At 73.0% G+C, this 21,172-nt stretch carries 18 protein-coding genes and 1 riboswitch; of the genes, 5 read left to right on the top strand and 13 right to left on the bottom strand.

Annotated elements, in window-relative coordinates; genetic code table 11:
- A partial coding sequence (gene ribD / locus ITI46_RS23180; protein WP_209241661.1) for a bifunctional diaminohydroxyphosphoribosylaminopyrimidine deaminase/5-amino-6-(5-phosphoribosylamino)uracil reductase RibD occupies positions 1-671 on the bottom strand: 671 nt, incomplete at its 3' end.
- Positions 672-884: 213 nt separating this feature from the next.
- Positions 885-1,015, bottom strand: a riboswitch (FMN riboswitch).
- Positions 1,016-1,237: 222 nt separating this feature from the next.
- Here ribD and ITI46_RS23185 point away from each other — a divergent pair.
- The 4 genes from ITI46_RS23185 to ITI46_RS23200 all read left to right on the top strand — a co-directional run bounded on the left by ITI46_RS23185 (position 1,238) and on the right by ITI46_RS23200 (position 5,888).
- Positions 1,238-2,557, top strand: coding sequence for an MFS transporter (locus tag ITI46_RS23185; protein WP_280634812.1), 1,320 nt, complete (start codon positions 1,238-1,240; stop codon positions 2,555-2,557).
- Positions 2,558-2,728: 171 nt separating this feature from the next.
- Positions 2,729-4,111: a uracil-xanthine permease family protein gene (locus ITI46_RS23190; RefSeq protein ID WP_209241646.1), complete on the top strand. Its 1,383-nt coding sequence runs from the start codon at positions 2,729-2,731 to the stop codon at positions 4,109-4,111.
- An 86-nt stretch (positions 4,112-4,197) separates the two neighbouring features.
- On the top strand, positions 4,198-4,905 hold the full coding sequence (locus tag ITI46_RS23195; protein ID WP_209241647.1) for a DUF5995 family protein: 708 nt from the start codon (positions 4,198-4,200) through the stop codon (positions 4,903-4,905).
- A 56-nt stretch (positions 4,906-4,961) separates the two neighbouring features.
- Positions 4,962-5,888: an LLM class F420-dependent oxidoreductase gene (locus tag ITI46_RS23200; RefSeq protein WP_209241648.1), complete on the top strand. Its 927-nt coding sequence runs from the start codon at positions 4,962-4,964 to the stop codon at positions 5,886-5,888.
- 65 nt (positions 5,889-5,953) lie between these two features.
- On the opposite strand, the gene ITI46_RS23205 is transcribed toward ITI46_RS23200, so the two are convergent.
- The 11 genes from ITI46_RS23205 to fmt all read right to left on the bottom strand — a co-directional run bounded on the left by ITI46_RS23205 (position 5,954) and on the right by fmt (position 17,862).
- The gene (locus tag ITI46_RS23205; RefSeq protein WP_209241649.1) at positions 5,954-7,681 is read right to left on the bottom strand and encodes a flavin monoamine oxidase family protein; all 1,728 of its coding nucleotides are present in this window, start codon (positions 7,679-7,681) and stop codon (positions 5,954-5,956) included.
- Positions 7,682-7,770: 89 nt separating this feature from the next.
- The gene (locus tag ITI46_RS23210; protein ID WP_209241650.1) at positions 7,771-8,559 is read right to left on the bottom strand and encodes a carbon-nitrogen hydrolase family protein; all 789 of its coding nucleotides are present in this window, start codon (positions 8,557-8,559) and stop codon (positions 7,771-7,773) included.
- A 166-nt stretch (positions 8,560-8,725) separates the two neighbouring features.
- Positions 8,726-9,181, bottom strand: coding sequence for an Lrp/AsnC family transcriptional regulator (locus tag ITI46_RS23215; RefSeq protein ID WP_209241651.1), 456 nt, complete (start codon positions 9,179-9,181; stop codon positions 8,726-8,728).
- A gap of 35 nt (positions 9,182-9,216) precedes the next feature.
- The gene (locus ITI46_RS23220) at positions 9,217-9,921 is read right to left on the bottom strand and encodes a class I SAM-dependent methyltransferase (protein WP_307808285.1); all 705 of its coding nucleotides are present in this window, start codon (positions 9,919-9,921) and stop codon (positions 9,217-9,219) included.
- Positions 9,922-10,025: 104 nt separating this feature from the next.
- Positions 10,026-11,489 (bottom strand): GuaB1 family IMP dehydrogenase-related protein, encoded by a 1,464-nt coding sequence (locus ITI46_RS23225; RefSeq protein WP_209241653.1) that lies wholly within the window; start codon positions 11,487-11,489, stop codon positions 10,026-10,028.
- A gap of 133 nt (positions 11,490-11,622) precedes the next feature.
- Positions 11,623-12,894, bottom strand: a complete 1,272-nt coding sequence (locus ITI46_RS23230) for a cation:proton antiporter (RefSeq protein WP_209241654.1) — start codon at positions 12,892-12,894, stop codon at positions 11,623-11,625.
- A gap of 66 nt (positions 12,895-12,960) precedes the next feature.
- Positions 12,961-13,437, bottom strand: coding sequence for a cation:proton antiporter regulatory subunit (locus ITI46_RS23235; protein WP_209241655.1), 477 nt, complete (start codon positions 13,435-13,437; stop codon positions 12,961-12,963).
- 50 nt (positions 13,438-13,487) lie between these two features.
- Complete coding sequence (locus ITI46_RS23240; RefSeq protein WP_209241656.1) at positions 13,488-14,486, bottom strand: sugar-binding transcriptional regulator; 999 nt, start codon at positions 14,484-14,486, stop codon at positions 13,488-13,490.
- Between the two features lie 141 nt (positions 14,487-14,627).
- Complete coding sequence (rpe, locus tag ITI46_RS23245) at positions 14,628-15,320, bottom strand: ribulose-phosphate 3-epimerase (protein ID WP_209241657.1); 693 nt, start codon at positions 15,318-15,320, stop codon at positions 14,628-14,630.
- A 34-nt stretch (positions 15,321-15,354) separates the two neighbouring features.
- Positions 15,355-16,794 (bottom strand): RsmB/NOP family class I SAM-dependent RNA methyltransferase, encoded by a 1,440-nt coding sequence (locus tag ITI46_RS23250; RefSeq protein ID WP_209241658.1) that lies wholly within the window; start codon positions 16,792-16,794, stop codon positions 15,355-15,357.
- Positions 16,795-16,914: 120 nt separating this feature from the next.
- Positions 16,915-17,862 (bottom strand): methionyl-tRNA formyltransferase, encoded by a 948-nt coding sequence (gene fmt / locus ITI46_RS23255; protein ID WP_209241659.1) that lies wholly within the window; start codon positions 17,860-17,862, stop codon positions 16,915-16,917.
- A gap of 331 nt (positions 17,863-18,193) precedes the next feature.
- Between fmt and ITI46_RS23260 the strand changes: the two genes are divergently transcribed.
- Positions 18,194-18,847: a hypothetical protein gene (locus tag ITI46_RS23260; protein WP_209241660.1), complete on the top strand. Its 654-nt coding sequence runs from the start codon at positions 18,194-18,196 to the stop codon at positions 18,845-18,847.
- 272 nt (positions 18,848-19,119) lie between these two features.
- Here ITI46_RS23260 and ITI46_RS23265 read toward each other — a convergent pair.
- Positions 19,120-21,172 (bottom strand): primosomal protein N' (locus ITI46_RS23265; protein ID WP_247746447.1); only part of this gene is annotated, 2,053 nt, incomplete at its 5' end.

Below are 21,172 nucleotides of genomic sequence, written 5' to 3' on the forward strand. Positions count from 1 at the left end.
CCCGCCCTGACGACGGTCGCCTCGGTGTCGACCACGACGCGGAGCGGCTGGACGGCGCCGGGGACGTCACGGACGGCCAGCTGCGGGTCGTCGGCGCGTGCGGTGCCCGAGCCGACGAGGACGGCGTCGGACTCGGCGCGCAGCCGGTGCACGTCGGAACGGGACTCCGGGGAGGTGATCCAGCGGCTGGAGCCGTCGGCGGCGGCGGTACGGCCGTCGAGCGTGGCGGCGTACTTCCAGGTCACGTACGGGCGGCCGTGCAGCACGGAGGTCAGCCAGGCGGCGTTCCCTGCGGCGGCCTCGTCGGCCAGCAGACCGCCCTCGACGTCGATACCGGCGGCGGCGAGCGTCAGCGCGCCGCCCGCTGCACCCGGGCTGGGATCGGAGACGGCGTAGACGACTCGGGAGATCCCCGCCTCGATGAGCGCCTGTGCGCAGGGACCGGTGCGTCCGGTGTGGTCACAGGGTTCGAGGGTGACGACAGCAGTGCCCCCGCGGGCGTCCTCGCCTGCTTCGGCGAGCGCGTGGATCTCCGCGTGCGGACCGCCGGCGCGCTGGTGCCAGCCCTCCCCCACGGTGCGGCCCGCCTGGTCGAGGACGACGCAGCCGACGACCGGGTTCGGGCTGGTGGAGCCGAGCCCCCGCGCGGCAAGAGCGATGGCGCGGCGCATCGCGTCGCGCTCCGCCTGCGGCGCGTACGGCGCTTGGGGGTGGGGAGCCACCGGGTCCTCCTGCCTCTTCGGGCACGGACTCCGGGGCTGCTAGGAGAATTGTGACGGACGCGCATCGCGGGAAGACCGGACAGTTCGGAGGGACCCGCTCCGGCCTTCTGCCTCGCTCCGGAACGGGACCGCCGTCTGCGACGGTGCACCGTTTGCGGTCCGCCGCGCACTGCCTCCCATCCGGACTTTCACCGTCGGTCCAGGAATCTCACCTGGTCAACCGGCCGCTGGCGGCGGCCGGGTCGCGGACTGTAACCGCCGGTTCGGACTTTCACCGACCCCGGAGTGCGCTGACGTCACTGGTACGAGTCCAGTCTGCCACGCGGCGCGGGGGACCATGCGAGTGGAGGGTGTGCCGTGACTCACAGCAGCCCCGGAACACCACACGCGTCGGCTGCCGGCTACTGGCGTTCAAGCGGCACCCGAGCGGGGCACGATCTTCGCGGGCCGCTCCCACGCCGGGTGGGTGCGCGTACGGACTCTTTGGGGGCGCACGGGTGCGGCAGGGAGACGAGATGCGGACGGGCGGGAGCGAGGCCGGGCCGCGGGCAGGGACCGGAACGGGGGCCGACCCGGCCGGGCGCACACCGGTCGGCGTGCCCGGCGGGCGCCGGCGGCCGGCGCACTCCGTGCGGACCGCGCGGGTGGCGGTCTCCGTGGTCTTCGCGGTGCACGGGATGGCCAGTGGCACCTTCGCCACCCGGATCCCCTGGCTGCGGGAACACCTCGGCCTGAGCCCCGGCTGGCTGGGCCTCGCGCTGGTGTTCATGACGGCCGGGGCCTCCGCCGCCATGCCGCTCTCGGCGCGGCTGGCGCACCGCTACGGCCCGCGCCGGGCACTGGCCGCGGTCTCGCTGGCCTGCTGCGCCGGACTGGTGCTGCCGCCGCTCGCCCCGGCCCTGGGGTGGCTGTGCCTGGCGCTGTTCGTGTACGGCTGCGGGCTCGGCCTGATGGACGTCGCGATGAACGCGCAGGGGGTGCGGGTCGAGGCGGCGTACGGGCGCTCGGTGATGTCCGCGCTGCACGGGCTGTGGAGCGTGGGAACGCTGCTGGGCGGCGCGGGTGGCGTGGTGGCCGCGCACGCCGGGCTGGACGCGCGGGTGCACCTCGGGGTGGCGGCACCGCTGCTGGCCGTGGCCGCGGTGGTCGCGGCCCGGTGGACTCCCGGGGACCGGTGGACTCCCGGGGAGGGGCCGGGCCCCGGTGCGGATGGGGTGGATACGGGGGATGCGGCGGACGCCGTTGATGCGGCGCGTACGGGGGACGGGGCTGAGGCCCCGCCTCGCTTCGCGCTGCCCTCGCGCGGAGTGCTGGCGATCGGGCTGCTCGGCTTCTGTGCGGTGTTCGCCGAGGGCGCTTCGATGGACTGGTCCGGTATCTATCTGGCCGATGTGACGGGTGCCGAGCCCGGCCTGGCCGCCTCCGCGTACACGGCGTTCGCCTGCACGATGGCGCTCGCGCGGCTGTCCGGTGACGCCGTGGTACGGCGGTTCGGTCCGGTCGCGACGGTGCGGGCCGGCGGTGTGCTCGCGGCTGCGGGTGCCGCGCTGGTGGTCGCCGCGCGGACGCCGCCGGCGGCCGTTGCGGGGTTCGCGCTGATCGGAGTGGGGATCGCCGTGGTGGTGCCGCTGTGCTTCGCGGCGGCGGGCCGTGCCTCCGCCGCCGCGCCTGGCCAGGCCATCGCGGGGGTCGCCACGCTGGCGTACGCCTCGGGGCTCGCGGCGCCCGCCGTGGTGGGCTGGATCGCGGAGTCGACGTCTCTTTCGGTCTCCTTCGGTGTGGTGACCGCGCTCTTGGTGGGGCTGGTGGCCGGGGCGAGGGTGCTTCGCACCTAGCCATTCCTGGGACCGGGCTGCCCCGGACGGTGCGTTGCCGGGTGCGGCTGCATCGTGGCTCGTCGCGCAGTTCCCCGCGCCCCTTCGGGGCGCCCGGCTGAGGGGAAAAGGTTCGAACTAATATGTGGGCCGATCAAAATCGGCCAGTGGGACCAGCGGGACAGGAGCGACATGGGCGGCGGGCTCGGCGTGCGGTGGAAGGTGCACGGCGACGGGCGCGTCCCGGCGCCCGGCGCTGTGGTGCGGCCCGACGAGCGGCTGACCTGGCCGCGGACGGCGGGACTCGGCGCCCAGCACGTGGTGGCAATGTTCGGTGCCAGCTTCGTGGCTCCGGTGCTCATGGGTCTCGACCCGAACCTGGCGATCATGATGTCCGGGCTCGCGACGATGCTCTTCCTGCTCGCCACCCGCGGCCGGGTGCCGAGCTATCTGGGGTGCAGCCTCTCCTTCGTCGGCGTGGCCGCGGTCATCCGCGGCCAGGGCGGCAGCAGCGCCACGGTCACCGGCGCGATCCTGGTGGTCGGCGCCGTGCTGCTGCTCGTCGGGCTGGCCGTGCAGAAGTTCGGCGCACGGATCATCCATGCGGTGATGCCGCCGGTGGTGACCGGCGCGGTCGTCATGCTGATCGGCTTCAACCTGGCTCCCGTCACCGCCTCGACGTACTGGCCGCAGGACCAGTGGACGGCGCTGCTGACCATGCTGCTGACCGGGCTCGCCGTGGTGTGCCTGCGCGGCTTCTGGTCGCGGATTGCGATCTTTCTGGGGCTGGTCGCCGGGTATCTGATGTCGTGGGCGTTCGACACGGTCTTCGGCCGGATTCACTCGCCGGACGCCAGTGGCAAGACGGTGGACCACTGGCGGCTGGATCTGTCCGCCGTGGGCAAGGCCGACTGGTTCGGGCTGCCGTCCGTGCACGCCCCCGACTTCTCCTGGTCGCCGGTGCTGGTGGCGCTGCCGGTGGTGATCGCGCTGGTGGCCGAGAACGCGGGCCACGTCAAGGCGGTCGGCGAGATGACCGGCGATCCGCTGGACGACAAGCTCGGCACCGCCATCGCAGCGGACGGGGCGGGCAGCGTACTGTCCACCGCGTTCGGCGGGCCCGCCACGACGACGTATTCGGAGAACATCGGCGTCATGGCCGCGACCCGGGTCTACTCGACGGCCGCGTACTGGGCCGCCGCCTGCTTCGCGCTGCTCTTCGGGCTGTGCCCCAAGTTCGGTGCCGTCGTCGCGGCCATCCCCGGCGGGGTGCTCGGCGGGATCACGGTCATCCTGTACGGCATGATCGGGCTGCTCGGCGCGCAGATCTGGCTCAGCAACGGCGTCGACATGCGCAACCCGCTGAACCTGGTGCCGGTCGCGGCGGGCATCATCATCGGCATCGGCAACGTCACGCTGAAGATCACCGACAACTTCGAACTCGGCGGTATCGCGCTGGGCACCCTGGTCGTCCTCACCGGCTACCACGCCCTCAAGGCGCTGGCCCCGCCGCACCTCAGAACCCAGGAACCACTGCTGGACGAGGGCACCAGCGGCTACGACGAAAAGGGCTGAGCCCGGGCGTGCCCCGCGTCCCCCGTCCGGGGGCCGTACCGGCCCGGTGACCCGCGCCGGCTCCGGCCTGCTGTCAGGCTGCGGGCATGACCTCTACGGACCAGGTGCCCGCCCAGCGCGCGGTGGCATCGGCGCCCATCGCCGAAGTGACGGCCCAGATGCGGGAGATCGGCGCGATACTGCCCAGGCAGGACGGTGTGGCGGTCTTCAACCGGGTGTATCTGGCGGTGACCGAGGAGCTGGAACGGCGCCTGGTCGCCGGGCACTTCGAGGACCGGGCCGCCACCGGGGAGCTGGGCACCCGGTTCGCGCGGCGCTTCCTGGACGCGGTGGACGCCGAGGCGGAGGGGCTGCGGGTGCCCTCCTGCTGGCGGCCGTTGTTCCGGTTCCGGCGCCATCCCTCCGTACACCCGCTGCAGTTCGCGCTGGCGGGCATCAACGCGCACATCGGCCACGACCTGCCGCTCGCGCTGGTGGACACCTGCCGGGCGCTGGACGCCGACCCCGACGACCTGGAGACGGACTTCGAGCGGATCGGGGAGCTGCTGACGGCGCTGGAGGAGCGCATCCGCGAGGAACTGATGCCGGGGCCCGACCTGCTGGACGTGGCAGATCCGCTCACCCATCTGATCGGCTCGTGGAGTCTGGAACGGGCGCGTGCGGGCGCGTGGGTGTCGTTCCGGGCGCTGTGGGGGCTGCGGATGTGGGAAAACCTGCTGGAGGAGATGGCGGAGGGGCTGGACGCCACGGTCGGCATGGCCGGGCGCTGCCTGCTGACGCCGCTGTGGCACTGAGCGGCCACGCCGTACAGTCGGACGATCTGGAGCAATCCGCGCGCTACGGAGGCGAGATGGCACTGCGACTGGGCCTGGGACTGCCGCAGACCGGAAGCTACGACCTGGCCAAGGACGTGACCGCGGTGGCACGCGCCGCGGAGGAGCTGGGCTACGACAGCGTCTGGGTGCTGGAGCGGCTGCTGCGCCCCGAGGAGCCGCTGGACGACATGTATCTCGTGCCGGGGCTGCGGTGGGCCGGGTACTTCCGGTCGGTCGCCGACCCGCTGGTCACCATGTCACTGGCGGCGGCCGCCACCGAGCGGGTCCGGCTGGGCTCAGCCGTACTGGTTGGCCCGCTGCACCAGCCGTTCCTGCTGGCACGGGCGCTGGGCTCGCTGGACGCTGCCAGCGGCGGCCGGGTGGTCGCGGGCCTGGGCACCGGCTGGTCCCGCGACGAGTACGCCGCGGCGGGCGCCGACCATGCCACGCGCGGAGCGGCGCTGGATGAACTGCTGGATGTGTGCGCCGCCGTATGGGGCCCGGACCCGGCCGCGTACGAGGGGCGGCGCACCCGGCTCACCCCCTCCGCGGTCGGCCCCAAGCCCGCCGGCCGGATCCCGGTGCTGCTGGCGGGCGGCAACGACACGGCGCTGCGCCGCATGGTGCGGCGGGCCGACGGATGGCTGCCCTCGATGATGGCCCCCGAACGGATCGCCGCCACCCGGTCCCGGATCGCGGAGCTGGCCCACGAGGCGGGCCGGGATCCGGCCGAGCTGTCCATCACCCTGCGTACCTCCGTCAAGCTCACCGACCGCCCGGTCGAGGGGAAGCGCCGCCCGCACCAGGGCAGTCCGGAACAGATCGTGGCGGATCTGGAGGACGCGGTGCGCGCAGGCGTCCAGGAGGTGCTGCTGGACGCCCAGTTGACCTCCCGCGACGTGCAGGAGCTCATCGAGACGGCCAAGGTGCTGCGGGAGGCGGTGACCGAGGCCGGCCTGTAGACCGGCCTCGGGCTCTGGGCGCCTCTCCGTTGCTCGGGGCGCCTCTCCGTTGCTCCGGGCGCCTCTCAGTCCTCCACAAGCCGCACCGGCTCGATCTCGTCGAAGACATCGCCCGGCCCGGGGTTGGCGGCGTCGGTGCTGCCGCCCAGGTGGTGCATGACGCCCCAGACGGCGTTGAGCGCGGTCTGCACGGCGCCCTCCGCCCAGCCGGCGGTCCAGGAGATGTCGTCTCCGGCGAGGAAGAGGCCGCGCCGGTCCGCGGGCAGCGTCTCCTGCATGAAGTGGGTGAACAGCCGCCGCTGGTAGCGGTAGTGGCCCGGCAGATTCGCCTTGAAAGCGCCGAGGAAGTACGGCTCGTCCTCCCAGGAGACGGTGAGCGGGTTGCCCGTGATGTGCTTGCGGATGTCGACCCCGGGATAGATCTCGCCGAGCGACTTGAGCATGACCTCCATCCGCTCGCCCGCGTCCAGCGGCAGCCACTTGAGGCTGTCGTCGCACCATGTGTAGGAGAGGCAGATGACGGCCGGCTTGTCGGGGCCGTCGTCCAGCAGGTAGGTGCCGCGGGTCATCCGGTCGGTGAGGGTCATGCTCATCGTGTCGCGCCCGGTCTCGGGGTCCTTGTCCAGCCAGAACGGCCGGTCGACGGGCACGAACAGCTTGGAGGACTCCATGTAGTGGGTGCGCTCGACCGCCGTCCAGTGGTCGATGGGCAGCAGCGCGTCGTCGCAGTCGATGCGGCTCAGCAGCAGCCACGACTGGGCGGTGAAGACGGCGGCCTTGTAGGTGCGGATGTCGCCGTCGGCGTCGGTGACCGTGACCCGGTTGCCCGCCGTACGGTGCATCCTGGTGACGGCGGGGCGGTGTACGCCGCCGGGGTGCAGCGACTTGAGGCTGGTGCCCTGCGGCCAGTGCACGAGCTTGCCCGGCTCGCGCTCCCACAGCCGCAGCGGCAGCTGCTGGCAGCCGCCGACGATGCCGCGGTGGTCGTCGTCGGCGCCGGTGTAGACGACGCGCAGGATCTCCAGGATGGAGTTGGGGAAATCGGTGTCCCAGCCGCCGGTGCCGAACCCGACCTGGCCGAAGATCTCCCGGTGCCGGAAGGAGGCGAAGGCCGCCGAGTCGCACAGGAAGCCGTAGAAGGTCTGGTTGTCCAGCTTCTCGACCAGCCGGGACCAGATCTCGCGGATACGGGGCACGTCCCGCTCGCGTATCGCCTGCTGCATCGCGGAGAAGTCGGCGCCCTCCTCCAGGCACGCGTTCCACGCGTCCATCACCTGGTGGTAGACGGGCGGCAGGTCCTCCAGCGTACGGGCGTAGTGGGACTCGCCCTTGAGGTCCACCACGGTGGAGGGGGTGTCGGGCGCCAGCGGGTTGGGGAACGGCTTGGTCTCCAGCCCTGTGAGGTCGATGTAGTGCTGGAGGGCTGTGGAGGACGGCGGGAAGCGCATCGCTCCCATCTCGGCGTGCAGCGAGGGGTCGCCGCCCTCGAACGTCGCCGTGCGCAGCCGCCCGCCGAGCTGGTCGGCCTCGTGGACGACCGGCTTGAGCCCCATCTTCATCAGCTCGTAGGCCGCCACAAGACCGGACAGCCCACCGCCGATGACGGCGACCTCGGTGCCGTGCTCGGTCGGCGGTACGGCTCCGAGACCTGCCGGGTGCGCGAGGAAGTCGTCGTAGGCGAACGGGAAGTCGGGGCCGAACATGGTCAGCGGAGGCTGCGGGCGCTCCTGGGCTTCCTGCGGCTCGACGTGCTCATGGGCAGCGCCCGGCACAGTGGGCACGGTGGAGGTCATGAGGGGGTCTCTCCTGGTGGTGCGAGTGGTACGGGAGGCACGGGAGGTTCGGGGTGCTTGCGGACGCGCGCGCGTACGGCTGCGGCGGGCTAGCGCGCGTACAGCTCGGGGCGGCGGTCGGCCAGATACGGGTTGCGGTCACGCGAGGCACGCAGCGCCGCGAGATCGGCGTCGGCGACCAGCAGCGTCCCGCCACTGCCCGGGGCCCGTGCCGGCACGGTGCCGTCGGGCGCCGCCAGGCAGCTCAGCCCCGCGAAGTCGAACTCGCCCTCGCGGCCGGCACGGTTGGCGTAGGCGACATACAGCTGGCTCTCCACGGCGCGGGCCACGACAAGGGTCTCGGCGACGGTGTCGTACGGGCGCATCAGCGCCGTCGGCACCAGCAGCACATCGGTACCCGCCAGCGCGTGCGCGCGTACCGCCTCAGGGAACTCCACGTCGTAGCAGATCAGCAGCCCGAGCCTGACCCCGTCCAGCTCCGCCTGTACGGGCAGTTGCTCGCCGGGGGTGTAGTGCTTGGCCTCGTAGGGGCCGTACAGATGCGTCTTGCGGTAGTTGGCGAGTGCGGCACCGTCCGGGCCCATGAGCTGTACGGAGTTGTGGACCGCGCAGCCCTCGCCCCGCTCCGGGTATCCGTAGGCGACGGCGATGCCGTACTGCCGGGCGATCCGGGAGACGGCCGCCGCGCTCGGGCCGTCGGCCGGTTCGGCCAGTAGCGCCGGGTCCTCCAGCGCGTAGCCGGTGAGGGAGAGCTCCGGCGTGACCAGCAGCCGGGCACCCCGCGCCGCGGCTTCCCTGGCAGCGCCTTCGAGCGAGGTCAGGCCCGCGGGGCCAGGGGTGACTGGATCGGCCTGGGTCTGGAGGAGAGCGATTTGCACGCCTTCGACGCTACGGTCGGACCGGGGGCGTCACAAGCGGGGGATCTTGCGGATCGACCCGCATTCTGTTGCACATATCGGCCCGGCAACGTCGATTTGTTGCGCACTCACTCACTCACTCACTCACTCACTCTCCCCCGCCCCGCCCCAGCTCTCTGGGCCCCGATCACAGTGGCGGGCCCGCGGTGTAGCGGCGCAGCAGCGGGGAGAGCACCAGCACGGACTTGGTGCGCTCAACAAAGGGCTCCCCGGCGATCCGTTCCAGCACGGCCTCGAAATGCCGCATATCGGCGGCGAACACCTGCACGAGCGCGTCCGCCTCCCCCGTGACGGTCGACGCCGCCGCCACCTCCGGATAGTGGGACAGCGCCCGGTGGATGTCCTCCGGCGAGGTGCGGGAGCGGCAGTACATCTCGATGAAGCCCTCCGTCTGCCAGCCGAGCGCCGAGGGGTCGACCCGCACGGTGAACCCGGTGATCGCCCCCCGCTCCCGCAGCCGGTCCACGCGCCGCTTCACGGCCGGCGCCGAGAGGCCGACCTCGGCGCCGATGTCCGCGTAGGTACGGCGGGCGTCCTCGGCGAGGGCGTGGACGATACGTTCGTCGAGATCGTTCAGTGACACGGCGCCAGTAGAACATGGACCTTTGGGGCGCCGCCCTAGCCGCGAGCCGGGACCGCCCGCACCCAGTCGTGCCGGTCCGTCAGCCAGCGGTCCACCTTCAGGCCGGAGGCGGCCAGCACCTCGGTGAAGACGGGTTCGGGCAGCACGCGCGAGAAGTACGTCTGGGTCCAGGTGTGTTCCTCGACCACGTACTCCACGCGGGTACGCACGACGCCGTCCCCCACGGGCTCCACCTCTGTGGTGGTGATGGACATACCGTCGCCCCTCCAGCCGTGTCCCGGGCGTACGTCCTCGTTGCGGGTGTCGTGCTGGCGCTGGATGACCACGCAGCCGTCGTCGGCGACGTGCCGGGCGCAGGCGGACAGCAGTCCGGTGCGCTGGTCGTCGTCGGCGCTGTTGACGAGGAAGGAGGCGAGGGTCACCACGTCGAAGCGCTCGCCCAGGTCGAGGTCCTCGATGGCGGAGCGCACGGTCCTGGCGTCCTCGATCAGGTCGAGCATGCCGGGCGACTCGTCCACAGCCGTGACCCGGAAGCCCTCCCGGATCAGGGCCCTGGTCATCCGGCCGGCGCCCGCGCCGAGTTCGAGCAGGGTGCGGCCACGGGGCTCCGCGACGGCGGAGGCGACGATCGCCGCCTCGCCCATGTCGGGCAGCCGGGAGTAGACCTCGACGGCACACCCGTCCGGGGTGATCTCACCAGGACCCGTACCGGCGTTCGCATGACGCGTGTAGGTGTTCACGCGCACCATCCGATCACGCGGCGGGCGACCGGGGAAGCCCACCTCAACGGCGGCGCCGCGCCCCGTACAAGGGCACGGCGCCATCCGTCGGTGCACGGCGACGGTCACCAACTGGCGTGCAGCGGCTTGCCCTCCGCATAGCCGGCGGCGCTCTGCACGCCGACAACGGCGTTGTCCGCGAACTCGTCCAGTGTCGCGGCGCCCGCGTAGGTGCAGGCGGAGCGGACGCCCGCGATGATCGAGTCGATCAGGTCCTCGACGCCGGGGCGAGCCGGGTCAAGGAACATCCGGGAGGTGGAGATGCCCTCCTCGAACAGCCCCTTGCGGGCCCGGTCGTACGCCGACTCCTCGGCGGTCCGGTTGCGCACGGCGCGCGCCGAGGCCATGCCGAAAGACTCCTTGTAGAACCGCCCGTCAGCGGACTGCTGCAGATCGCCCGGCGACTCATAGGTGCCGGCGAACCAGGAGCCGATCATCACGTTGGAGGCTCCGGCGGCCAGCGCCATGGCGACATCGCGCGGGTGCCGCACGCCGCCGTCGGCCCACACGTGCTTGCCGTACTTGCGTGCCTCGGCGGCGCACTCCAGTACGGCCGAGAACTGCGGCCGCCCCACGCCGGTCATCATGCGGGTGGTGCACATGGCGCCGGGGCCGACGCCGACCTTGATGATGTCGGCGCCTGCGTCGACGAGGTCGCGTACGCCCTCGGCGGCCACCACGTTGCCCGCCACGATCGGTACGGCGGGGTCGAGGCCGCGTACGGCCTTGAGCGCCTCCAGCATGCCCTCCTGGTGCCCGTGCGCCGTGTCCACGACGAGGGTGTCGACGCCCGCGTCGAGCAGCGCCTTGGCGCGGGCCACGACCTCGCCGTTGATGCCGACGGCAGCGGCGATGCGCAGGGCGCCGTCGGCGTCGACGGCGGGGGTGTAGAGCGTGGCCCGCAGCGCGCCCTTGCGGGTGAGGATGCCCACGAGCTTGCCGTCGGCGTCGACGGCGGGCGCGAACTTGCGGTGGGCGGAGTCCAGCTTGGTGAAGGCGTCACGCGGGTCGATGTCCGCGTCGAGCACCATCAGCTCGGAGGTCATGACCTCCGAGAGCTGGGTGAAGCGGTCGACACCGTTCAGGTCCGACTCGGTGACGACGCCGACGGGCCTGCCGTCGCGGACCACCACACCGGCGCCGTGCGCCCGCTTGGGCAGCAGCGAGAGCGCGTCGGCCACGGTCTGGGTGGGGGCGAGGGTGATGGGGGTGTCGAGGACGTGGTGCCGCTGCTTGACCCAGCCGATGACCTCGGTGACGACGTCGATCGGGATGTCCTGGGGGATCACCACGAGCCCGCCGCGACGGGCCACGGTCTCGGCCATCCGGCGTCCGGCGATGGCGGTCATGTTGGCGACCACCAGCGGGATGGTGGTGCCGGTGCCGTCGGGCGAGGACAGGTCCACGCCCTGCCGGGAGCCGACCGCCGAGCGGTTCGGCACCATGAAGACGTCGTCGTACGTCAGGTCGTACGGGGGCCGCTGATCATTGAGAAAACGCACGTACTTAAGTGTCCCACGTCCGCACATTCATGCGAGTACGGACGATCCGCCGGAGTGCCGATGCGGCCCTGGTGGGATCGTACGAGCTGGTGACAGGCGCCGACGCGGCGGTCACGAACGGTGATCTCCTCCACCGGCCCGGCCTCACAAGGGTGCCCGCTCAGGACGAATGGCCCCCGCCGCCCACCGGATCCGGGACGGCCTCCCCCGCGGGAGAGGTGGGCTCCTCGCGCTCCGCGCCCTCCGCACGCTCCGCCTCCCGGCGGATACGGCGGGCGTCGACCAGCCCCTTGAGGCCACGTACGGCGGGCTCCGTCCAGCGCGCGGTCAGCGGGCCGAAGATCACCAGGATCATCACATACGCGGTGGCCAGCGGGGTGATCCGCGGATCGGCGCCCGCGGCCAGCCCCGCGATGACGATGGAGAACTCACCGCGCGCCACCAGCGCACCGCCGGCCCGCAGTCTGCCCTTGCTGCCCACACCGGCGCGCCCCGCCGCGTACCAGCCGGTCACCACCTTGGTGACCGAGGTGACCGCGGCCAGCGCCAGCGCGGGCAGCAGCACCGGAGGGATCTCGGCCGGTGTGGTGCGGAGGCCGAAGAAGACGAAGAACACGGCGGCGAACAGATCGCGCAGCGGCGTCAGCAGGCTGCGCGCGTTCTCCGCCGTCTCCCCGGAGAGCGCGATGCCCACCAGGAAGGCGCCGACGGCCGCCGAGACCTGGAGCTTCGCGGCGATACCGGCGATCAGCAGCGCCAGCCCGAGGACGACGAGCAGCAGCATCTCGGGGACGTCCGAGCTGACGGCGCGGCTGATCTGGCGGCCGAACCGCAGCGCCGCGAACAGCACGATGCCTACGGTGCCGACCGCGACGATCATCGCCACACTGGTGCCCGCCACACCGAGACCGGCCACCAGCGCGGTCAGCAGCGGCAGATAGAGGGCCATCGACAGGTCCTCGATGACGAGCACGCCCAGGATCACCGGCGTCTCCCGGTTGCCGAGCCTGCCCAGGTCGGTGAGGACCTTGGCGATGACGCCGGACGAGGAGATCCAGGTGATGCCCGCCAGCGCCACGGCCGCCACCGGCCCCCAGCCCAGCAGCAGCGCGGCCACCGCGCCCGGCACCGCGTTCAGCACCAAGTCGACGAGCCCGGACGGATACTGCGTCTTCAGGCTGGTGACCAGTTCGGACGCGCTGTACTCCAGGCCGAGCAGCAGCAGGAGCAGGATCACCCCGATCTCCGCACCGACCTCGATGAACCCCTCGGTGGCGGTCAGCGGAAAGAACCCGCCATGCCCGAAGGCGAGGCCGCCCAGCAGATACAGCGGGATCGGGGAGAGCCCGATCCGCCCCGCGAAGCGGCCGACCAGTCCCAGGCCCAGGATGACGGCGCCGAGTTCGATCAGCAGAACGGTGGTGTCGTGCACAAAGGGCCTTTCAGTTGTCCAGCGGCTGCGTGGGCCGGATCGTTCGCGTCCGGCGCCTGGCCGACGTCACGTACCGGCGATGATCCGGGTCAGCTCGTCCACTCCCTCCCGGGTGCCGACCGCGACCAGGGTGTCCCCCGCCTCCAGCCGGAAGTCCGGCCCCGGCGAGGGAACGGCACCGGTGCGGCGCAGCACCGCGACGATGGAGGCGCCGGTGCGGGTCCGCGCCTGGGTGGCGCCCAGCGGCTCCCCGCTGTACGGCGACTGCCCGGACAGCGGGATGCGGACGGTGACCAGGTCGATCTCCATCTCGCACGTGCCCAGCCTCGGGCTCTCTCCCGGAGCGAGGATCTCCGCGAGGGAGGCGGCCTCCTCCTTGTCGAGCTGCACCGTCGCCTGGCAGGCGTCCGGGTCGTCCTGCTGGTAGAAGCCGAGGAACCTGCGGCCGTCCTGGTGCGCCACCACCGAGATGTGCCGGCCGGTGCGGGTGGTGATGTCGTACTGCTTGCCCAGCCCAGGCAGCTTGGTGCTCTTGGTCGTCATGGCGTACTGCCTTCCGGAACCCTCTACGAAGACCTGCTACGGAGAACCTGCTACGAAGCGGCGGTACTGTCCGGGTCCGTACGCTCCAACGCCGGACGGGGCCCCGGTTGTTCCTCGGTCAGCAGCCAGTCGGCGGCCGCCGTGTCCGTCACCAGGCTGGTGACCAGGCCGGAGCGGAGCACAGCGCCGATCGCGGCGGCCTTGCGGTGCCCGCCGGCGATGGCGACGACCTCCGGGATCCGGCGCAGCCGCTCGGCCTCCACCGTGATGCAGCGCTCGCCCAGGTCCCGGCCGATCCGCCGGCCCTGCGCGTCGAAGAGGTGCGCCGACATCTCGGCGGCCACACCCAGCGACGAGTAGTGGTCCCGCTCCTTGTCGCTGAGCATGTCGTGCACCGTGGAGATGCCCGGCTCCCAGGAGCCGATGGAGACGGCGGCGACCGTCACCTTGTCGAAGTACTCGAAGGCGCGCGCGATACCCGTCTGGCTGCGCAGCGCCGCCGCCGTGGCGCTGTCCGGCAGCAGCATCGGCGCGTAGATGGGGTGCGCCTCGCCCCCAGCGACCTCGGCCGCCCGCCGTACGGCCTCCACCGAGCCGCGATCGGCCGTACCTGCGTCGTACACCCCGGTCAGCTGGACGACGGTGCAGGGCGGCAACTGGCGTAGGGCGGTTGCCATATGGATGGTGGAGCGGCCCCAGGCCAGCCCCAGCACATCGCCGTCGGTGACCAGCTCGCCGAGCAGATCGGCGGCGACCTCGCCCAGGTTCTCCGGGTCGGCGGCGTCGTCCACGGCCTCGGTGGGCGACTCGACGACGACCGCGTGCCGCAGGCCGTAGCGGGCGCGGAGCGCGTCCGAGCGCTCGGCGTCCAGCTCGGCGGGCACCCGGATCTCGATCCGCACCAGGTCACGTTCGAGCGCGGTCTCCAGGACCCTGGCCACCTTGAAGCGGCTCACCCCGAACTCGTCAGCAATCTGGATCTTGGATTTGCCCTCCAGATAGAAGCGGCGCGCCATCGCCGCAGCCTGCATGAGTTCGGCGGGTCCCATTCGCGTGGCTCGCCCCGACGACACCGCTCTCACCTCACTGTCTTGCCGTGTCCTGCCCCGTACGCTGCCGGCGCTCACGCGCCGCGCGTTCATCCTTGCAGATCCCCTGACGAGTGTGACCGCGGTCACCCAGCGTTCATCTCAGCCTTCCCGGCCGGGCCCGGCCGCCTCCTCGGCCTGCCGCCGCAGCGCACGGACGGCCGCCGCCGGATCCTCGGCCCCGTAGACGGCCGAACCCGCCACGAACACATCGGCCCCGGCCTCCGCACAGCGCTCGATGGTGGAGGCCGAGACACCGCCGTCGACCTGCAGCCACATCTCGAGTCCGTGCTTGTCGATGAGCTGCCTGGTGCGGCGGATCTTCGGCAGCATGATGTCCAGGAACGCCTGCCCGCCGAACCCCGGCTCCACCGTCATGACCAGCAGCATGTCCAGCTCGGGCAGCAGATCCTCGTACGGCTCGATCGGCGTGGCGGGCTTCAGCGCCATCGAGGCGCGCGCTCCCTTGGCCCGGATCTCGCGGGCCAGCCGCACCGGCGCCGCCGCGGCCTCCGCGTGGAAGGTGACGGACCCGGCCCCGGCCTCCACATAGCCGGGCGCCCAGCGGTCCGGCTCCTCGATCATCAGATGGCAGTCCAGCGGAATGTCCGTCGCCCGGCGCAGCGACTCGACCACGGGAGGGCCCAGGGTCAGATTGGGCACGAAGTGGTTGTCCATCACATCGACGTGCAGCCAGTCGGCGCCGGCCACGCCGTCGCTGCCTTCGACGCGCCGCGCCTCCTCGGCGAGGCGTGCGAAGTCGGCCGACAGGATGCTGGGGTTGATCTGAGCCATGACTACCAGTATTCCGTGTAGACGTTCGAGGTGATCACGCGGTACGGCGCAGCAGCGCCAGGTACATCGCGTCGGTGCCGTGCAGATGCGGCCACAGCTGGATGTCGGGTCCCTCCCCCAGCTCCGGCACACCGGGCAGCAGGGGGCGCGCGTCCACCGGCTCGGCAGCCGTCGTGCCCTCCTTCTCCAGCCCGCGCAGTACGTCGTCCACCACGGCACGGGTCTCGGCCAGATGCGGCGAGCAGGTCACATACGCGACGACGCCGCCGACCCGGGCCGACTCCAGCGCCTGCCGCAGCAGCCCGCGCTGCAGCGGCGCGAAGCCCGCCACGTCCTCCGGCCGACGCCGCCAGCGCGCCTCGGGCCTGCGCCGCAGCGCCCCCAGCCCGGTGCAGGGCACATCGACCAGCACCCGGTCGAAGCTGCCCGGCGCCCAGGCGGGGCGGGTGCCGTCCGCCGCGACGACCGCCCAGGGACCCGGATTCCCCTCCAGGGCGCGGGCGACCAGGCGAGCGCGGTGCGGCTGCTTCTCGGAGGCCAGCAGCGCTGCCCCCCGCTCGGCCGCCAGCGCGCCCAGCAGCGCGGCCTTGCCGCCGGGTCCCGCGCAGGAGTCGAGCCAGCGCGCGTCGGCACCCTCCAGGGGCGCGTTGGCAAGGGCCAGCGCGACCAGCTGGCTGCCCTCGTCCTGCACCCCGGCCCTGCCCTCGCGTACGGCGTCCAGCGCGCCGGGCTCACCGCCCTCGGCCAGCCGTACCGCGTACGGCGACCAGCGGCCGGGCGCGGTGTCCTCGGTGGTCAGCTCCTCGGTGGTGGCCCGACCGGGGCGGGCGACCAGGGTGACCTCGGGGCGCTCGTTGTCGGCCTCCAGCAGCGCGGTGATCCCCCCGCGTCCGGTGCCGAGCGCGTCCCACAGCGCGGAGACCACCCAGCGGGGGTGTGCGTGGCGCAGCGCCAGGTGCTCTTCGGGGTCCTTGTCGTAGGGCGGTGCGATCCGGTCCAGCCAGCCGTCGAGGTCGTCGGCCGTGATGCGCCGCAGCACCGCGTTGACGAACTTCGCCCGCCCGTCCCCCAGCACCACGCGGGCCAGTTCGACCGTGGCGCTCACCGCGGCGTGCTGCGGGATGCGGGTGCCCAGCAGCTGGTGGGCACCGAGGGAGAGGACGTCCAGCACGGGCGGGTCCACCTCGCGCAGCGGGCGGTCGACGCACTCGGCGATGATCGCGTCATAGGTGCCCTGCCTGCGCAGCGTGCCGTACACCAGCTCGGTGACCAGCGCGGCGTCCCGCGCGTCCAGGCCGCCGTGCGCGGGGTCCTTCTCCCGGGCCTTCCGCAGCAGCGGCGGCAGTACGAGGTTGGCGTAGGCATCTCGCTCGTCCACCGCCCGCAGCGCCTCGAAGGCGAGGATGCGCACGGGGTCCTTCCGCGGACGCCGGTACCGGTTGCCGCCCCGGCGCCGGGGCTGAGTGCTGCTCACGAAAAAGGTGCTCCGCAAGATGAGGGTCGAGCTTCGAAGGTGAGACCTCCACCCTACGGCCCCGCCGCCCGGGAGCGACGACCGGTGACTCCCTCAGTCACGCACCGGGCTCCAGGCGGCTCAGGCGGCGGGGTCGTCGAAACGGGCGCCCGCTTCGATCCGGGTGCCGCGGGCCCAGTCGGCGGCGCGCATCGGCTTCTTGCCCTGCGGCTGCACCCACTCCAGCTCCACCGGATGCGAGCCCGTACCGACGTGCACCGCGTTCTTGCCGACCCGCAGCTCGCCGGGCGCCGGCCCGTCGGCACCGGCGTCGGGGGCCGGCGCGAGCGAACGCACCTTCAGCCGCTCCCCGCGGAAGACGGTCCACGCACCGGGCGCGGGCGAGCAGGCCCGCACCACCCGGTCGACGCGGAGTGCGGGCGCCGTCCAGTCGATCCTGGCGTCCTCGACGGTGATCTTCGGAGCGAGGGAGATCCCCTCCTCCGGCTGCGGCACCGCCCGCAGCGTGCCGTCCTCGATGCCGTCCATGGTGGCGGCCAGCAGCCCGGCACCCGCGAAGGCGAGCCGGGTCAGCAGATCGCCGCTGGTGTCGCGGGCCCGTACCTCCTCGGTCACCACCCCGTAGGCGGGCCCCGAGTCCAGCCCCTCCTCGATGAGGAACGTGGTGGCACCGCTCATCTCGTCCCCGGCCAGCAGCGCGTGCTGCACCGGTGCGGCCCCGCGCCAGGCGGGCAGCAGCGAGAAGTGCAGATTGACCCAGCCCTTGGCGGGTACGTCCAGCGCGACGCGGGGCAGCAGCGCGCCGTAGGCGACGACGGGGCAGCAATCGGGCCCGATCTCCCGCAGCCTGGTCAGGAAGTCCTCGTCCCGCGGGCGCGCGGGCTTGAGCACCTCGATCCCCTCTTCCTCGGCCCGCTGGGCCACCGGGCTGGGCACCAGCCGCCTGCCGCGTCCGGCACGGGCGTCGGGCCGGGTGACCACGGCGACGACCTCGTGCCGTTCGGACGCGATCAGGGTGTCGAGCGCGGGTACGGCGACCTCGGGGGTGCCGGCGAAGACGAGCCTCATCAGTGGCGAACTACCTCTCACACGTGGAAGGCGTGGAACGTGGAAAGCGTGGAAACGTCGAAACCTGGAAAGACAGGCCAGTTTACGGTCAGCGCGCCGCTGCCGGGCGAGGGGGCGTACGGGCACCCGCGCGCCCTGTCGGTGCTCCTTCCGCGCCCCCGCAGCGTGACCAGAGAGCCCATCGCGGCGTTGGTCAAGTCAGATTGACCGAATCGAGCGCAGCGCCGCCGACGCGCCGCGGCCTCGTTCCCCCCACATTCCGCACAGCCAGTCACCCCATCCAGCACCACAGCTGAACACCCCCATGTCAGCCGGTCCGAGAGGCTTCTTCATGGCCGACCACGCAACCCACGACGCCCAGGCGCGGGCAAGCCTGCACCTTCTGGTGCGGGACATCGAGCGGGTCCGCCGACAGGTGGACGCGCTGCGCACCCTCACAGCGCAGCTGGGCAACGTCTATCGCCCACGGCGCACCGGCCCTTCAGCGGGCTTCGTCGTCTACGGCCGCGCTCCGGCGCCGACCGTCAGGCTCGCCCAGGAACTACGCGACAGCGTCGAGACGCTGGTGACGGCGGCGGTGGACTTCGACCGCTCCCTCGGCTTCTCCTGGGACGCCGTGGGCTCGGCGCTCGGCGTCACCAAGCAGGCCGTGCACCGCAGGTACGGCTCTGCACGGCGCGGTGCCACCCGCAACGCGTCCGAGAACGCGGAGACTTCCGCGCCGGCCGCCGCCACGTCCACCGCACCCGGGGCGTCCGCGCCGTCTCCCTCTCCCTCGCCCGCGGCCCGGCAGCCCGAGGCCGTGCCCGCCGCGTCGCGTTCCCTCCCGATGGCTCCCGGCACATCCCGGGCGGCCGGGGTGCCGACCGCCCGGTCGATCCCGCCGCAGCAGCCCGCGCCCGGCGCGGGTCAGGCGTACGACCCGCGCCGCGATGCCCGGCAGGAGCCGCGCACGGGCGCGCTGCCGTCGCCCCGTAACGGCTAGGTGCGCTGCCCGGCGGAGCTTGTTCCGTGAGGGGGTGACCCTGTCTGTCCTTCTGTGAGGGGGTGCCCCTGTGCGTGTCCTTCCGTGAGGGGTGCGCTTGTGTGTCCTTCCGTGCGGGGGGGGCGCCCCTGTCTGTCCGCTGCTGGCTGCGGGTGTTCCCCCAGCTCTTCGAGCAGGGGGCGCCCTCAGCTGATCGCGCAGTTCCCCGCGCCCCTTCGGGGCGCGTGTCCCCTGCGCTGCGGCCGCGCTCTGCCGACTGTGCCGGGGAGGGCTCACCCGATGTCCAGTGGGTCGATCCGGACATGGGCGAGGGGCCCCTCGCGGCGGGTCAGCCGGCCCACTTGAGCTGTTTTCAATGCCGCAGCCAGCCCCGCGCCGCTGCCGCGGGGCACCCGCACCAGCGCCCGCTCCCAGAGCTCGCCCGGCGGCGGGTCGCCCGGATTGCGGGGGCGGCCCGGCTCCAGCACCGGGAGGGGCACCGGGCCCAACACCTGGGCGCCCTCGGGCAGTCCGGCGCCCTGGGCCGCGGCCAGCAGCCCGGCGACGGCCTCGGGCGGACCGGTGACCGCCGCCATCCGGGACACCGGCGGGAAGCCCAGCTCCGCGCGGTCGGCCAGCTCCCGCTGCGCGTGCCCCGCCGGGTCCCAGCGCACCAGGGCCTGGACGGGCCGCATCGACTCCTCCGCGACGACCACCACCGTCCCCCCCTCGCCCTGCGGCCGGACCAGCGATGCAGCACCCAGCCAGCGGCGCAGAGCCTCCTCCCCGGCCCGCAGATCCGGACGGCTCAGCAGCGCCCAGCCGTCGAGCAGCAGCGCGGCCGCGTATCCCTCGCCGCCCTCGGGCACAGGCTCGGCGCCCGGGGTGGCGACCACCAGCGCGGGGCGGCCCGGCACCGACTCCAGCACATGCTGGCCACCTGAGGTCCGCACCGGCACGGAGGGGAAGGCCCGCCCCAGCTCCTCCGCCGTGCGGCGGGCACCGATGACACTGCCGCGCAGCCGCGTTCCCCCGCACATGGCGCAGTGCCACTGCGGCACCTCGCGGGCGCACCAGCCGCAGCGGAGCGCGCTGCCCTCGCCCGCCGCCTCCAGCGGCCCCGAGCAGTGCTCGCACCGCGCCGGCTCCCGGCACCGCTCGCACACCAGCCGCGGCACATAGCCGCGGCGCGGCACCTGCACCAGCACCGGGCCGCGCTCCAGCGCGTCCCGCGCGGTACGCCACGCGAGGCTCGGCAGCCGGGCGCTGCGGGCCGCCGGATCCCGCCCCTCGTCGCCCTCTGCGGCTGTACGGACCCGTGGCATGACCGCACGTACGGTCTCCCGGCCGGCGGCCAGCGGGCGTGCGAAGCCGGACTCCACAAGCTGTGCGGCCTCCACCGTGCAGCCGTGCGCGCCGAGCAGAAACGCCGCCTGTTCGGTCACAGCGCGCTGGAGCAGCACTTCGCGGGCGTGCGGCTGCGGTGCCCGCTCCTCGCTGTGGCTGCTGTCGCCGTCCTCCCAGATCGCGGCGAGCCCGAGGCGGCGTACGGGTGCGAACATCGCCGCCCGCGTCCCCACGACGGCCCGCACCGTGCCGCGGCTCACGGCCAGCCAGCGCCTATAGCGGGGCTCGGGCCCGGCGTCCGCCGTGAGCAGCACGTGCTGCCCCTCGCCGACGAGTGCGGTGAGCGCGGCGTCCACCCGCGCCGCCGACTTGCCGTCGGGCAGCACCGCGAGGGCCCCCCGGCCCGCCGCCAGCGTGGTGGCCATGGCACGGGCCAGCTCCTCCGCCCAGCTCTCCGAGCCGGGCAGCGCGGTCCATACGGCACGCGGCGCGGACTTCTCGGCGAGCGCCCGCAGGAACGCCGGGCCCTCGGGATAGCGCGCCCACCCGCCAGGTTCCGGCACCGACGGCTTGGGCGGGCGGCGCGGCGAGGGCTGTTTCTCCGCTCTGGCCCGGCGCGGCGGGACTGCGAGCTGGACCACGTCGGCGAGCGATCCCGCGTAGCGGTCGGCCACCGCCCGGCACAGCTGGAGCAGTTCGGGCGTGAGCACCGGCTCGGGCGACAGCACCTGGGCGATGGGGGCGAGCCGTCCGGTGAAGTCGGTGTCGGCCCGGCGCTCGACGATGAACCCGTTGATGAGCCCGCCCCCTTCGCGGCGCCCCTCGCGTTCCCCCGCTCCGAAGCGCACCCGCACCCTCACGCCCGGCTGGGCCTCCTCGTCCATCGCCGCGGGGACGGCGTAGTCGAAGAACCGGTCGAGATGGACCAGCCCCTTGTCCACCAGCACCCGCGCCACCGGCAGCCGCGCCGCCATCTCGGCGCCCCGCCAGGTCCGCGGT

Origin of the sequence: Streptomyces oryzae (assembly GCF_017676365.1) — a bacterium.
GTDB classification, from domain to species: Bacteria; Actinomycetota; Actinomycetes; order Streptomycetales; family Streptomycetaceae; genus Streptomyces; species Streptomyces oryzae.